Below are 14,653 nucleotides of genomic sequence, written 5' to 3'. Positions count from 1 at the left end.
CTCAGCTCTCCTCGCCGACGACGGCGTCCGGACGTGCGTAGGTGCGGCCCTTCCAGGCCGCACCGCGTCCCCTGTAGTGCTGCACCGCGGAATCGACCGTCATCAGGAGGTACAGAAACGCGGTGAACGGCAACAGGGGAGCGAGCCACAACGGCTGCTCGTAGTAGCGGAGCATCGGGACGTACGTCCCCGTCATCACCAGCCACGCGAGCCCGCCGAGAACCGCGGTCCCCGCACTTCCCGCGCCCAGCCCCACGAACAGGGCCACCGGGGGCACGAGATACACCAGCGCCAGCCCCACGACGGTGCCCAGGAGGAGCAGCGGGTTGTGCCGCAGCTGCGCGTACGCGCTGCGCGAGACCATCCTCCACAGGTCGTGCAGCCGCGGATAGGGGCGCACACTGTCCACCCCCTCGGCGAGCCCCAGCCAGATGCGGCCCCCACCGCCCTTGACGGCACGCGCGAGTGCCACGTCGTCGATCACCGCGTGCCGGATGGCGTCCGGGATCCGCGCCCGCTCGGCCGTGTCGGCGCGCAGCAGGACACAGCCGCCGGCCGCCGCCGCGGTGCGGGCGCCCTTCCGGCCGATCCGGCGGAACGGATAGAGCTGCGCGAAGAAGTAGACGAACGCGGGGACCACCAGCCGCTCCCACAGACTCTCCACGCGCAGCCGGGCCATCAGCGAGACGACGTCGAAGCCACCGGTGCGCGCCGCCGCCACCAACTCCCGCAGACTGTCCGGGGCGTGCGCGATGTCGGCGTCCGTCAGCAGCAGATACTCGGGGCCACGCGCGCGTGCAAGGCCGATACCGTGCCGTACGGCCCACAGCTTGCCCGTCCAGCCCGCCGGCGGTTCACCGGGGGAGTCCACGGTCAGCGGCAACCCGCCCCGCGTCCGCGCGAGTTCACGGGCCAGCTCCCCGGTGCCGTCCGAACTCCCGTCGTCGACAAGGAAGATCTCCGCCCGCCCCGGATAGTCCTGGGCGAGCAGCGAGGGCAGACTCTCCCGCAGTACGGCGGCCTCGTCGCGGGCCGGCACGACCACGCAGACCGACGGCCAGTCGTCCGGGTCGGTGCGGGCCGGCAGTCTGACGTCCGTGCGCCAGAAGAAGCCCTGACAGAGCAGCAGCCACAGCCAGGCGGCGAGTGATACGGCGGCGGTCCACGCGAGGGTGCTCACGGGCGCAGTTTGCCCCAAGGAAGCGGCTCCACAGAGGCCATCGTCTATCGTGGCCGGGTGAAGATCGCGCTCATGGACTCCGGAATCGGCCTTCTGGCGGCCACCGCGGCGGTACGACGCGTACGCCCCGACGCGGATCTCGTGCTCTCCCTGGACCCCGACGGCATGCCCTGGGGACCGAGGACTCCGGAAGACCTCACGCGGCGCGCGCTCGCCGTCGCCGAGGCCGCCGCCGCGCACCGGCCCGACGCCCTGATCGTCGGGTGCAACACGGCGACGGTCCACGCCCTGACCGCACTGCGGGACCTCCTGGAGCCGGGCATCCCCGTCATCGGCACGGTCCCGGCGATCAAGCCGGCCGCCGCCGGCGGCACGCCCTTCGCGATCTGGGCCACGCCCGCCACCACCGGCAGCCCCTACCAGCGCGGCCTCATCGAGGACTTCGCCGAAGGTGTGCCGGTGACGGAGGTCCCCTGCTGGGGACTGGCCGAGGCCGTGGAACACGCGAACGAGACCGCCATCGACGCCGCCATCGCCGCGGCCGCCGCGCTCACCCCCGACGATGTAACGACCGTCGTCCTGGGCTGCACCCATTACGAAATCGTCGCCGAACGCATCCGCGCGGCCGTCCAGCGCCCCGACCGCCCGCCGCTCGTCCTGCACGGCTCCGCCGACGCGGTCGCCGCCCAGGCGCTGCGCCGGATCGGTGCGCAGCCCGCACCCGAGGCGCCGGCCGACGGCACCCTGACGGTGCTGCTGAGCGGTCGTGAGGGCCCGCTGCCCGTCGAGGCGGCGGCCTACGCGGAAGGCCGGCTGCTGCGGGCCGTCACCCCCGCCCACTGACCACCGGCGACGAAGCGGACGCTGTGCGTCCACCTTGTCGTCGCGCAAAACGGTCACCCTCCGCAACGCGGTACCCGCGCAGCGAAACCTGAGTAGTCTCGTAGGCATGAGGGACCACCCCCGCGACGAAACCTTCCCGCAGACCGAGATCTGGACCGGACGCGCCACCAACCGGTTCCAGTGGCTGCTGGCGCTCGCCGGTGCCGCCTGCATGGCGCTCGGCATCGAGCTGGCCGTGGACTCCGCCTGGACGTCCGGCATCGCCCCGCTCGCCATGTCCGTCGTCGGGTGCATCGCGGCCGGACTGCTGATGCTGTTCGGCACGCTCGCCTTCGTGCACGTCGCCCTGAAGGTCGACACGGAGACCCTCGAAGTGCGCTGCGGCCACATCGGTGTGCCGCGCCGCCGTATCCCCCTCGCCAGCGTCGCGGGCGCCGAGTTCGTCCCGCACGTCACCCCGCGCCAGTGGGGCGGCTGGGGCTACCGCTGGCGGCCCGAGAAGGGCACCGCCGTCGTCGTACGGCGTGGTGAGGGAATCGTGCTGCGGCTGTGGGACGGGCACACGTTCACCATCACCGTGGACAACGCGGAGGCGGCCGTACGGATCATCACGGACCGGCTGGTGCCGCCCACGCCCGGCGCGGTGCACTGACGTCACCCTCGCCCCTCATGGGGCAAGGCGATCGCCACGCGCGCGTGCCTCCGGAACGGTGCGTGAGGCGTCGTCGGTGATCGGGTGGGCCGTGGCCAGCCCGGCCAGGAAACCCGCGCCGGCTGTGACCGTCGTGAAACTGAGCGCGTTGCCCATCGAGGCGATGACCGCGAGCCCGGTCAGCGCGGCCCCCGCGGTGAGCGCGATCGGGGTGGAGCGCGGAGTGCGCCACAACGCGTGGAGCACCCAGTAGAAGGCCGCCGCCAGCAGGAGCACGCCGACGATCCCCTGCTCGGCCGCCATCTGGAACGGCGCCGAGTGCGGCTTCCCGTCCGGCAGCAGGGCCTCGGCCGCCGCGCCGCTCAGCTCCCCGAAGCGCCCCGGGCCCACCCCCAGAGCGGAATCCTGATGCGCCATGTGCAGGGCGTCCTGCCACAGCTGCACCCGGTGAAGGCTCAGCTGGCCCTCCAGGGACTCGGTGAGCCCGTCCGGCAGCACGTTCCCGGCGATGGCCCAGGTCGCCCCGGTCACCAGCGCCGCGGCCAGGCCGAGGCCCACGACACCGAGACCGCGGTGTCGCATCCGGCCGCCGGCGAACGAGCACAGCAACACCGCCGTACACGTGACGAACCCCGAGACCGAGCCCAGGACGAGCGCGGTGACCGTGATCCCGGCGGCCAGCAGGCGCAGCGCGAGCCGCAGCGCCGGGCCCGGGGCGGCCCAGGCCGCGCAGCACGCGGAACCGACGGCCAGGGTCAGCAGGGCCGCGGTGGCCCCGGCGTGGCCGAGCGGGGCGACGAACTGGGGGCCCGGGGCGAGGCGCGGTTCGGCCAGCGCCAGACCGAGGCTCGCCAGCGCCCCGGCACAGGGCGCGGCGACCGGCACGAGCGCCCCGGAGATCCGCCCCGACGCATACCCGGCGGAGACTGCCAGGACCGCGAGCAGCACACCCTCGGGCCGGCCGTCGTGCATCGCCGCGGTGATCAGCGACCACGCGGCAGACGCCCCGAGCACCGCGACACCTACGGCATCCGAAACGTTTCGTCTCTCACTGTCGGCGTCCGGACCGGTCGCCGACGCCATCCCCGTGGAACCCACCCCGCCGCCCCCTGAACCGAGCCCCCCGACCCGTGACCGACCCCGGCCGCCGGCCTGGACCGACCGCACGACAGGGGCTCCGGCACACCGTAACGGCTGATGACCGATTTGTGGACGAGTTGCGCAGGAACGATGCGGCTCCCGGCCTGTTCAGTGCCCCGTGCTGCCATCCGGACCGTGCTGTCGGCCCCAAGGTCAACCGCCGTACACTCCCGGAGTGACCGTCACCGCAACTTCCGTGGACGAGTCGGACCAGCTGGAGCCCCAGACCGCGCCCGCAGCGCGCCTCGCCCGGCTCGTCCGTCTGGTCCCGGCCGCCGTAGCCGCCCTCTCCGGAGTGCTGCTCTACGTCAGTTTCCCGCCCCGCACGCTGTGGTGGCTGGCGCTGCCCGCCTTCGCCTGTTTCGGGTGGGTGCTGAGAGGCCGCAGCTGGAAGGCGGGCCTCGGCCTCGGCTACCTCTTCGGCCTCGGATTTCTGCTGCCGCTGCTGGTGTGGACCGGTGTCGAGGTCGGCCCCGGGCCCTGGCTCGCGCTGGTCGCGGTCGAGGCGATCTTCGTCGCGCTGGTCGGCGCGGGCATCACCGCGGTGTCGAAACTGCCCGCCTGGCCGCTGTGGGCGGCATCGCTGTGGATCGCCGGTGAGGCGGTACGCGCGCGTGCCCCCTTCCACGGCTTCCCCTGGGGCAAGATCGCCTTCGGCCAGGCGGACGGCGTTTTCCTGCCGCTCGCCGCCGTGGGCGGCACCCCGGTCCTCGGCTTCGCCGTCGTCCTGTGCGGCTTCGGCCTGTACGAGATAGTGCGCCTGACCCTGGAGACCCGGCGCACCCGTGTCGTGCGGCGGTCCGCGGCGGCCGTGGCCCTGCTGAGCGTGGCCGTACCGGTGGTCGGCGCGGTGGCCGCGCGTTCCCTGGTGAGTGACAAGGCCGAGGACGGCACCACGACCGTCGCGGTCATCCAGGGCAACGTCCCGCGCGCGGGGCTGGAGTTCAACGCCCAACGGCGTGCCGTCCTCGACTACCACGTCAAGGAGACACTGCGGCTGGCCGCGAAGGTCAAGGCGGGCAAGGTCGCGAAGCCCGACGTGGTCCTGTGGCCCGAGAACTCCTCCGACGTCGATCCGTTCGCCGACGCCCAGGCCTACGCCGACATCGACGAAGCCGCGAAGGCGATCGGCGCGCCCATCTCGGTCGGCGGTGTGGTCGAACGCGGCGGCAAGCTCTACAACGAGCAGATCCTCTGGGACCCGGTGAAGGGCCCGACCAGCACCTACGACAAACGCCAGATCCAGCCGTTCGGCGAGTACCTCCCGATGCGCTCGCTCCTCGGGGCCATCAACAAGAACTGGACCAGCATGGTCCGCCAGGACTTCAGCCGGGGCACCAAGCCGGGCGTGTTCACCATGAACGGCGCCAAGATCGGCCTGGTCACCTGCTACGAGGCCGCCTTCGACTGGGCCGTGCGCTCCGAGGTCGCCGACGGCGCCCAGCTGATCTCCGTGCCCAGCAACAACGCGACCTTCGACCGCAGCGAGATGACCTACCAGCAGCTCGCCATGTCCCGGGTCCGCGCGGTCGAGCACAGCCGGACCGTCACGGTCCCGGTGACCAGCGGCGTCAGCGCGATCATCATGCCGGACGGGAAGATCACCCAGAAGACAGGCCTGTTCGTGGCCGACTCCCTGGTCCAGAAGGTGCCGCTGCGCTCCTCGGAGACACCGGCCACCAAGCTCGGCACCCTGCCCGAAATGGCCCTGGTCCTCGTCGCCGCGGGCGGCCTCGGCTGGGCGATCGGCGCCGGTCTGCGCCGGCGGCGCACGGGCGACGCCTAGCCATACGCCCGTCGTATATCCGCCGCACGCACGGTAGTTCGTGGAGTGGCCATGGATCGTCCCGTTAGGGTCTGACCATGGCTACTCCTGATTTCATTCGTACGATCCGGGAATCCGCCGGGCACCAACTGCTGTGGCTTCCCGGGGTGAGCGCCGTGGTCTTCGACGGCGCGGGACGCGTGCTGCTGGGCAAGCGGTCGGACAACCACGAGTGGGCGTTGCCCTCCGGCATTCCCGAGCCCGGTGAGCAGCCCGCGGTGTGCGCGGTGCGCGAGGTGTTCGAGGAGACGGCCGTCGAGTGCGTGGCGGAGCGGGTCGTCATGGTCAAGGCCGAGGGGCCGATCAGCTATCCCAACGGTGACGCCTGCCAGTTCATGGACATCACCATGCAGTGCCGGGCCGTCGGTGGCGAGGCGGCCGTGAACGACGACGAGTCCTTGGAGGTCGGCTGGTTCGAGCTGGATGCGCTGCCCGAACTCAGCGATCGCCAACTGTTCCGGATCAAGCAGACCCTGGCTGACGCACCCACATGGTTCGACACCACGACTTCTGACTGAAGTATCGGCTCGGCCCATATGTGGTGGGGCAATAGCGCTGCCCAGGCTCGACACATGACCGCGCCCAGTCCCCTCCCGGGGCACCGCACCACCCCTCCCCTCGACCTCGGCGGCCGTACCGCACTCGTCACCGGCGCCGCCGGCGGTATCGGCCGTGCCTGCACCCTGCGGCCGGCCGCCGCCGGGGCGAAGGTCAGAGCGGTCGACGTGGATGCCCCGGGGCTCGCGGCCCTCGCCGAGCAGGCGCGGGACCTGGCGGGCACCGTCGAGCCGCACGTAGTCGACCTCACCGACCTGGACGCCGCCGAGCAGGCCGCGGCCGGCACGGATGTCCTGGTGAACAACGCGGGGCTGCAACTGGTGCGCCCCGTCGAGGAGTTCCCGCCCGACGTCTTCCACACGGTGCTCACCGTGATGCTGGAAACACCCTTCCGGCTCATCCGTGGAGCCCTGCCTCATATGTACGCCCAGGGTTGGGGCCGGATCGTCAATGTGTCCTCCGTACATGGGCTGCGCGCCTCCGCCTTCAAGTCCGCGTATGTGCCGCCAAACATGGTCTGGAGGGACTCTCCAAGACCGCCGCACTCGACTCCTCGGCGAGGACTGGCAGGACCCGTCCCGCGCCCTGGAGATCCAACTCGCTCTGCGGCTGAGGCGGTTGGCGGTTCTGGGGCGGGCCCGTCATACGGAGGAGGCCTTGCGGCCCCGGAGTGCGACGAGGGCCAGCAGCGCCGAGAGCAGGGCCGCACTGCCGCAGACGACGAAGCCGATGGAGTAGCCGTGGCCGAGGGCGTCCAGCGCGAGGGGGTGCAGGTCGGCCAGTTTCGGGGACGCTGCCGAGGCGCCGTTCACCGCGAGTGGGCCGCCCTCCTCCAGTACGGCCGTGCCCGCGCCCTTCAGTGCCTGTGGCAGGGCGGAGTTGTCGAGGGAGTCGGTGAAGCTGCTCGCCGCGCGGCTCAGGGCGACCGCGCCGATGACGGCCGGGCCGAGGGTGAAGCCGAAGTCGCGCAGCAGGTTGGTGGTGGCGCTCGCCATGCCCGCCAGATGGGTCGGCACGGTGTTCACGGCGGTCGCCGTGATCGACGAGACGGTGATCGCGAAACCCAGGCCGACCAGACCGAGCGGCAGGATCAATGAGGTGAAGGCGGTGTCGGTGATCGGGAGCGTGGCCGCCCAGTAGTCGCCCGCCGCGATCAACAGCAGCCCCGTGCCAAGGAGCAGTCCGGGGGCGACGGTTCGCAGCAGTCGCTCCGTCAGCGGCAGCATCGCCAGGGTGATGCCGTTGAGGAGGACGAACGCCAGGCCCGTGCGCATGGGGGCCTGGTCCTGCACCGGGCCGAGCCGGATGCTGACGGAGTAGGCGGTGCCGAGGAAGGCGAACATGCCCACCACCGCCACGACCGAGGCGACGGCGAAGGCACGGTTGCGGAAGAGGTCCAGGCGCAGGAGCGGGGACTTGGCCCGCTTCTCCGCCAGCACGAAGGCCGCGAGGAACACGGCCGCCAGGACGAAGGCGATGACGATCGAGGGCGAGGCCCAACCGTCCGTCGGGCCCTGGATGATGGCGTAGAGCAGGGAGAACAGGCCGAGGCCGATGGTGACCTGTCCCGCGATGTCGAGTGAACGGCCTTCGGGGGCGCTGGAGTTGACGGCGAACAGGGCGCTGACCGCGACGCTCGCCACGGCGACGGCGGTGACCACGACGAAGGACCAGCGCCAGGAGCCGTAGGTCGCGGTGACGCCACCGAGCAGCGGGGCGATGAACCCGCCGGTGGACAGCAGGGCCGCCCACATCGCGATGACACGGGCCCGTTGCGCGGGTGAGGTGGTGCCGGCGGCCAGGATGGCCAGCGAGGTCGGGAACAGGGCGGCGGCGCCCAGTCCCGCCAGGGCCTGTCCGGTCCAGAGCTGGTGGACGCCGGAGGAGGTGGCGCTGACCAACTCGCCCACGGCCAGCAGTGAAGCGCCGCCGACCAGCAGCCGCTTGCGGCCGAAGAGGTCGCCGAGCAGGCCGAAGGTCAGCTCCAGTACGGCGACCGGGAGAAGGAACGCGTCGGAGATCCACGTGAGTTGGGAGCCGACCGGATGCAGGTCGGACTGGAACAGCCCGTTGAGGGTGGCCGGTATGGCCAGGCCGATCTGGGCGAGGCAGACGGCGAGGAGACCGGCGACCAGGGTGCCGGTGCTCAGACCGGGGCCGGTGGCGGTTCTGGTGGAGGGTTCGGTCGGTTCGGTCGTCATTGACACGGAGGCTCCTGATGCATGCAGGACGGGACGGGAGTGCGGGACGGAGATGCGGGGCGGGCGTTTCGGTATCAGCGCGTGCCGGTCAGACGGCTTGGCCGGTAGTCGGTGAAGGCGGCGCCGTCGAGGCCCAACTCGTCGGCACTGCGCTGGAGTTGGGCGGCGGAGGCGGCGTCGTCCCAGTGCCCGGTGTCCAGCCGGTGTTCCACCGCGTGCAGACCGGCGACCACTTCGGCGGTGGTGAAGTTGCAGTGGCTCTGACGGGCCACATAGGCCTGGCGCAGGAGTGCGGAGTCGCCGGCCGCGCGCACCCGCCCGGCGAAGGCCGATTCCTGTTCCACGGGCACCAGTTGGTCGGCCGTGGTGTGGATGTCCAGGAGTGGTACGGCCAGGCTCTGCCCGGCGGTCGAGGTCCGCTTCAGACGGGCCACCGCGGCCGGGTCGGCCGTGATGTCCGCACCACGGGTGAGCCGATTCAGATCGGTGCGCAGGTCGAGCCCGGCGTCGCGGTACAGCGCCTCGACCTGCTTGGCGTGGGCGGACCCGCGCAGCAGCCCGGCGTAGTCGACGCCCTGGTTCCAGGACGTGTTGCCGCCGGCCGACTGCTCCACCGACCAGCGCGCCGGGACGATGAACCCGAGCAGACCCTGAGCCAGCCACGCGTACTGCTGCTGCTCCTGGCCCGCGAAGTCACCGCGCGCGGGCGGCTGTTGGCCGGGTGCCCAGTCGGTCAGGTTGAGGTAGGCGGCGGCCAGGGCGATCCGGGCTCGTCCCGCCGGAGTCTGCTGCGCCGATTCCACGGCCTTGGTGAGGCGGTCGGCGAGGGCGCCGCCGTCGGCCTGGCTGTCCAGGTTCACCAGGACGTCGGCGTCGGCGGGATCGAAGAACGTGGCCAGGGTGTACTCCGCGTCCAGCTGGTAGTTGTCCAGGTCGACACCGCCCGCGACCAGGCCGCACAGGCCGAGCGCACCGTCGACGCGTCCGGCGCCGTCCCGGGCGATCCGGGCGTTGACGAGGCCGCCCATCGACTGGCCCACCGAGATGACCCGGGTCGGGGTGCCGACCTGTCGGCGGAACGCGGTGAGCGCGGCGAACTGGTCCCGCTCGGCCGAGTCGAGCGCCCACATCGAGCCGCTGGGGTCGTAGGAGGAGCCGGCGAGGGCATAACCGGCGGCCAGCAGGGCCTGGGCCACCGCGGGCGACGGGGCGTCGGCAGCGGTCGTAGGGCCGAAGCCGTGGCTGAACAGCAGCAGGGTGCCGTTCCAGTGGTCGGGTGTGTCCGCGATCCAGGTGGCGCCGTCGGTCAGCGTGCCGGAGTAGTGGGCGGTGGTGGCATGGGCGCTGGTCACCGGGCCGAGCAGGGCGGTCGCGAGGGCGGTCGCGCAGGCTGCGGCGAGGGTCGTGAGACGGGGTCGGGGCATGACGGCGGCTCCGCGGGTCGAGTGGGGACCTAGTGGGGGAGCGGGCGGGAAGGCCGAGCTGGAAGAGCGCTGCGAATGTAGGGCTCTTTTTTCATTGCCGTCAAGAGACTGACCAATAATGAGGTGGACGTGTCCGCATGGGGACATGCCGGATCCGGTGCGAGCCGGGATCAGTCCAGCGTCAGGGTGTCCAGCAGACGTGCGGCGGCGCGTGCCGCCGGGCGGTCCCAGCGGCTCGCCAGGCCGCGGAACACGGTCTCCGCCTGGGCGGCCGGCCAGTCCGCGGGCAGGTGTTCGGAGGGCAGATGCGGGTCCCGCCGTACGAGGTCCAACCAGTCGGTGTGCAGCAGGAGTTGGCCCGCGAGTTCGTCGCCGGAGGCTGCCGCGGGCAGCGGGTCGGTGCGGTCCCAGCGCTCCAGGAACGCCCGGTAGCGCGCGCCGATGGCCGGCACGTCGAAGGCCTGCTCAAGCACCTCGCGGACGTCGGTCGGCGACTCCACCTCCGCCCGGAACACCCGCAGATACGGCTCCAGGCCGAGGCCCGCGACCATCTCGCGGACGTCGACGGGCGCCGGGGCCACCCACAGGCCGTTCTGCAGGGGGCCGAAGCCCGCCCAGATCAGCCGGGAGCGCAGATCGTGCCGCTCGCGGCTCCACGCCTCGGGCAGTGAGAAGCCGACCATCGTCCAGCGGCCGTCCCAGTCCCGGTTCACCGCGCCGGTGCGCCAGATGCGGTCGCGGCCGTCCGTCAGTACCTGGACGGCGTGCGGTGTCAGTCCGAAGTACGTCTTGCGGCCCTGGCGGCTGCGCTCCAGCAGGTCGCGTTTGACCATGCGGTTCAGGGTGGTGCGCACCGCCTCCTCGGTACTGCCCAGCCTGCCGAGCGCGGCGATCACGCTGCCCGACGACACGGCGATGGGCCGCCCCAGCACATGGGCGCCGAAGAAGGTCAGCATCAGGGACTGGGTGCGCGGCTCGGGACCGCTCTCGGCGGCGGGTCCGACGGCGACATCGACACTGGTCACCGGCACAGCGTAGGCCCGGGGCGGGCGTGCGGTGCCGTTGCGCCATGAACTGTGTCATGTCTGTAACGGCAGTTTGCAACGTGCCGAATGATGGCGTGACCGGCTCCGAGGCCGTCAGAAGGCGAACGCCTCCGTCAGGCGCAGGTTGTAGCCGTCCTCTTCCATCAGGACGACCGTGACGCCGAACGGGGAGGGGTGGTCCAGATCGAGGGGGGTGAAGGCATAGTCGACCGCGGCCTGCACGGGCGGTACCAGCTTGCCGTCGGGCTGGGGAGCCGGGGCCGGCTGCCAGTCCGGTGTGGCCGATGCCGGGTCCTCGGTGTAGGGGAACTGGTGGAGCGTGTGGCCGTCCTTCGTGGCGTGCACCATGTTGAGGCAGGGCGACGGGCCCTCGACGGGAAGTTCGCAGACGGTGGCCACGTTGTGGGTCTCCCAGGCGAGGACGATCTCGTCGGCGCCGGCCGCCGCGGCGATGTTCGAGAGCGACGCGATCGCGGTGAGGGCGTCCCGGCCGGGTTCGACCGGGCGCAGCCAGATCAGGCCGACCAACTCGCCGCGTACGAGCGGCATGATGACCGGGCGGGGCACGGTGCCTTCGCTGAGACCCGCGACGTACGCGCTCTTCATCGACTCCGTCAGCGCGTCGAACGTACGCGTGTCCATGAACTCCCCATCCGCAGCGGCTGTGTGGCGTCCATTCTGCCCTTGTCGCGGAGTGCGGGAGGCCGCTCCCGGGAGTGAAAGAGGCCCCGGCTGGACGGGGGAGACCAGCCGGGGCCGTACGCGGTGGCCTGCGGAGGGCGGTCGCCTCTGCGCAATCCCCGTACGGACAGCCTCAGTCGAGGTAGTCGGCGATCAGGGTCGCGAACTCGTCGGGGGTGGCGAGGCGGATGCCGAGGGTCTCGGCCTTGGCGCGCTTGGAACCCGCGTTGTCGCCGGCGACGACCAGGGTGGTCTTCTTGGAGACACTGGAGGAGGAGCGGCCACCGGCGCGCTCGACGAGTTCGTTCATCTGGTTGCGGCTGAGCTTCTCCAGGGGGCCGGTCATCGCGCCGGTGACGACCACGGTCATCCCGGCCAGCGGCCCGTCGGCCGCGTCCGAGGCTTCCACGCCGTCGGTCCCGGCGTCGTCCGTCGCGGGTGCGGGCGGGGTCGCGCCGGGTTCGGTCATGTTGACCCCGGCGGCGGCCAACTTGTCGATGAGCGGGGCGAGTTCGACGAGTTCGGCGACGATCGAGGGTGCCTTCTCGGTGCCGATGCCCTCCACCCGCTGCATCGCCTCCGCGTCGGCGGCGCGGATATTGTCCATGGTGGCGAAGTGGCGGGCGATACGGCGGGACATGGACCGGCCGGTGCCGCGCACCCCGAGCGCGCACAGCACCCGGGACAGCGGCTGGCCCTTGGCCGTGACGATCGCGGCGAGGAGGTTGTCCGTGCTGGTCTCGCCCATCCGCTCCAGGCCCAGGAGTTGGTCGCGGGTCAGGGCGAACACGTCGGCGAGATCGGCGACCAGGCCCGCTTCGACGAGCTGGACGACGCGGGTGTGGCCCAGGCCCTCGATGTCGAGCTGGTCGCGGCCGGCGGCGTAGGACAGGGCGGCGACCAGATGGCAGTTGCGGCCCTGCTCGCAGCGCCAGCGCAGTTCGCTGGTGTCGATGCCGGAACCGCAGCGTGGGCACACCTCGGGGAAGACGATGGGCTGTTCGTCGCCGGTACGCAGATGCGCGACGGGCGCTTCGACGCGGGGGATGACGTCGCCGGCCCGGTGAACCATGACGTGGTCGCCCAGGCGCAGGTCGCGGCGGGTGATGTCGCCCGGGTTGTGCAGGGTGGCGTAGGTGATGGTGGCCCCGTCGATCTCCACCGGTTCCAGGACGGCACGCGGGGCGATGATGCCGGTGCGGCCCACGTTCCACTCCACCTCCAGCAGCCGGGTGATCTTCTCCACCGCGGGGAGCTTGTAGGCGATCGCCCAGCGCGGGGCCCGCGAGCCCGATCCGGCGGCGCGCTGGTCGGCGGCGAGGTCGGCCTTGATGACGATCCCGTCGATCCCGAACGGCAGCCCGGCCCGCAGCGCGGCGATCTCCCGCACCCTGGTCAGCACCTCCTCGACCGTGTCGGCGGTGATGCCGGGCACGGGTGTGGTGGCGGTGGTGTTGATGCCCAACACGGCTGTCCGGTCCATGAGTTCGCTGTGCGCGAGCTCGCCCAGTTGCTCCGCGAGCCCCGCCTCCGTATCGGCGAGGGACAGCAGTCCGTAGCCGAAGAACGTCATCGGCACGGTGTAGGCGCGTTCCTTGGCGCGCAGCGTGCCCGCCGACGCGCCGCGCGGATTGGCGAACGGCTGCCCGTCGTGCGCGGTGCGGATCTCGTTGGCGTGCTCGAACTGGGCGGTGGTCATCAGGACTTCTCCGCGCACCTCGACGGTGACCGGCTCGGTCAGCTCGGCGGGCAGGCCCTCGATGGTGCCGATCGCGTGGGACACGTCCTCCCCGGCCGTCCCGTCGCCGCGGGTGATCAGCCGGGTGAGACGGCCGTCGGTGTAGCGGGCCGCGATCGCCAGACCGTCGAGCTTCGGCTCCACACTGAACCGCGTGACCTCGTGGCCGGTTCTTCGGGCCAGCGAGCCGGTCCAGGCGGTGAACTCCTCGGGGGAGAACACATTGTCCAGGCTCAGCATCGCCACCGTGTGCGGGACGTCGCCCTCGACCGCGCCGCCGGCGACCTTTCCCGACGGGGAGTCGGGCAGCACCTGGTCGGGATGGCCGGCCTCCCATGCGGCGATGCCGCGCACCAGCCGGTCGTAGGAGTCGTCGTCCAGCACCGAGGTGCCGCCGGTGTAGTAGGCGGCCGAAGCCTTCACCGCGTCCTCGACCGCCTGTGCGTAGCCGGCGGCATCCACGATCACTGCAGCTGGTGTAGTCATGACGTTCATCCTGCCTGCCACCACTGACAATGCCCCGGGCGCGAGCGGCAGGGGGCACGGAGTCCGGTGCCCGTCAGTCCTCCGGCTCGGACGTGCGCTGGAGGTCGGCCCGGCCCTCCGCGGCGCGGATGAAGCGGGTCATGCCGAACTGGCTCGTGGCAGCGGAGTCCTGGGGAGTGCCGGCCGCCGTCTCGCTGGAGCGGGGTGCGGACGGCAGGACGTAGGGGCGGCGGAGCACCTCGTCCAGGATGATCACCGTCTCGGTGGCGCGGACCGCGGGAATCGTGGACAGCCGGTCGGTGACCAGGCGGTGCACGGCGGTGACGTCGGCCACCCGGATCTGGATCATGGCGTCGTGCTGGCCGGTGGTGACGGCGCAGTACTCCACCTCCGGCATCTGGGCGAGCGCCGTACGGAACTGTTTCCACAGCTCCTGGCGGACCGTGACGAAGATCAGGGCGCAGATCTCCAGACCGACCCGGGTGTGGTCGACGCGGGCGCTGAAGCCGTTGATGACACCGTCGGCACGCAGCGCCTCGAGGCGGGTGTAGGCGTTCGCTCGGGAGACACCGACGCGTTCCGCGAGGGCCGCGACCGAGATGCGGCCCTGGGTGCGCAGGACGTCGAGGATTTTGAAATGCACCGAATCCAGACCAAGACCGATGCCGATCCGTCCAGAGCGCCGTTCATCCGAGGGCTCCAGGGTGGACTGATCTTCCATGTTCGCGCCTCTCCGTCGATTTTCGTCTCGTGCTGGTCCCGTCGGCCGAGAGTCCTGGTTAGTTTCGGCCCACACTATCGGCGAATCGTCCAGGTCCCCTCCCGGCGTCCGTCCGGTCCCGCCCGGCCTTCTTCCGCTCCGCCCTGCTCACGGAGGCA

12 protein-coding genes and 2 pseudogenes are annotated in these 14,653 nt (G+C 71.5%); 6 read left to right on the top strand and 8 right to left on the bottom strand.

The genetic code is table 11. The features are described from left to right. Nucleotide 1: 1 nt before the first annotated feature. On the bottom strand, nucleotides 2-1,180 hold the full coding sequence (locus tag OH768_RS05560; protein ID WP_406450628.1) for a glycosyltransferase: 1,179 nt from the start codon (nucleotides 1,178-1,180) through the stop codon (nucleotides 2-4). Nucleotides 1,181-1,237: 57 nt separating this feature from the next. On the opposite strand from OH768_RS05560, the gene OH768_RS05555 reads away from it, so the two are divergent. Both OH768_RS05555 and OH768_RS05550 read left to right on the top strand, forming a co-directional pair. Then, nucleotides 1,238-2,023 (top strand): glutamate racemase, encoded by a 786-nt coding sequence (locus tag OH768_RS05555; protein ID WP_406450626.1) that lies wholly within the window; start codon nucleotides 1,238-1,240, stop codon nucleotides 2,021-2,023. A 106-nt stretch (nucleotides 2,024-2,129) separates the two neighbouring features. Continuing rightward, nucleotides 2,130-2,675: a hypothetical protein gene (locus OH768_RS05550; protein WP_406450624.1), complete on the top strand. Its 546-nt coding sequence runs from the start codon at nucleotides 2,130-2,132 to the stop codon at nucleotides 2,673-2,675. A 15-nt stretch (nucleotides 2,676-2,690) separates the two neighbouring features. On the opposite strand, the gene OH768_RS05545 is transcribed toward OH768_RS05550, so the two are convergent. Further along, complete coding sequence (locus OH768_RS05545) at nucleotides 2,691-3,758, bottom strand: O-antigen ligase family protein (protein ID WP_406465143.1); 1,068 nt, start codon at nucleotides 3,756-3,758, stop codon at nucleotides 2,691-2,693. A gap of 232 nt (nucleotides 3,759-3,990) precedes the next feature. On the opposite strand from OH768_RS05545, the gene lnt reads away from it, so the two are divergent. From lnt to OH768_RS05525, 4 genes and pseudogenes are all read left to right on the top strand, one after another. Then, a complete protein-coding gene (lnt, locus tag OH768_RS05540; protein ID WP_406450622.1) occupies nucleotides 3,991-5,601 on the top strand; it encodes an apolipoprotein N-acyltransferase in 1,611 nt (536 codons plus the stop codon). Nucleotides 5,602-5,678: 77 nt separating this feature from the next. Next, nucleotides 5,679-6,158, top strand: coding sequence for an NUDIX hydrolase (locus OH768_RS05535; protein WP_406450620.1), 480 nt, complete (start codon nucleotides 5,679-5,681; stop codon nucleotides 6,156-6,158). Nucleotides 6,159-6,212: 54 nt separating this feature from the next. Next, nucleotides 6,213-6,757, top strand: a pseudogene (locus tag OH768_RS05530) (SDR family NAD(P)-dependent oxidoreductase); the annotation flags it as partial. Continuing rightward, nucleotides 6,733-6,822, top strand: a pseudogene (locus OH768_RS05525) (PucR family transcriptional regulator); the annotation flags it as partial. The pseudogenes OH768_RS05530 and OH768_RS05525, both read left to right, overlap by 25 nt. 17 nt (nucleotides 6,823-6,839) lie before the next feature. Here OH768_RS05525 and OH768_RS05520 read toward each other — a convergent pair. The 6 genes from OH768_RS05520 to OH768_RS05495 form a co-directional block, all read right to left on the bottom strand. Next, complete coding sequence (locus OH768_RS05520; RefSeq protein ID WP_406450618.1) at nucleotides 6,840-8,399, bottom strand: MFS transporter; 1,560 nt, start codon at nucleotides 8,397-8,399, stop codon at nucleotides 6,840-6,842. A gap of 74 nt (nucleotides 8,400-8,473) precedes the next feature. Further along, on the bottom strand, nucleotides 8,474-9,823 hold the full coding sequence (locus OH768_RS05515) for an alpha/beta hydrolase (RefSeq protein ID WP_406450616.1): 1,350 nt from the start codon (nucleotides 9,821-9,823) through the stop codon (nucleotides 8,474-8,476). Nucleotides 9,824-9,993: 170 nt separating this feature from the next. Continuing rightward, on the bottom strand, nucleotides 9,994-10,854 hold the full coding sequence (locus OH768_RS05510; RefSeq protein WP_406450614.1) for a PaaX family transcriptional regulator C-terminal domain-containing protein: 861 nt from the start codon (nucleotides 10,852-10,854) through the stop codon (nucleotides 9,994-9,996). Between the two features lie 108 nt (nucleotides 10,855-10,962). Next, entirely contained in the window at nucleotides 10,963-11,511 is a 549-nt protein-coding gene (locus OH768_RS05505; protein ID WP_406450612.1) for a hypothetical protein, read from the bottom strand. A 172-nt stretch (nucleotides 11,512-11,683) separates the two neighbouring features. Further along, complete coding sequence (gene ligA, locus OH768_RS05500) at nucleotides 11,684-13,774, bottom strand: NAD-dependent DNA ligase LigA (protein ID WP_406450610.1); 2,091 nt, start codon at nucleotides 13,772-13,774, stop codon at nucleotides 11,684-11,686. A gap of 73 nt (nucleotides 13,775-13,847) precedes the next feature. Further along, nucleotides 13,848-14,495, bottom strand: coding sequence for an Lrp/AsnC family transcriptional regulator (locus OH768_RS05495; RefSeq protein ID WP_406450608.1), 648 nt, complete (start codon nucleotides 14,493-14,495; stop codon nucleotides 13,848-13,850). Nucleotides 14,496-14,653 lie beyond the last annotated feature (158 nt).

It is taken from the genome of Streptomyces sp. NBC_01622, assembly GCF_045209635.1.
Lineage (GTDB): Bacteria > Actinomycetota > Actinomycetes > Streptomycetales > Streptomycetaceae > Streptomyces.
This window is presented reverse-complemented; position numbering and strand designations above follow the sequence as displayed.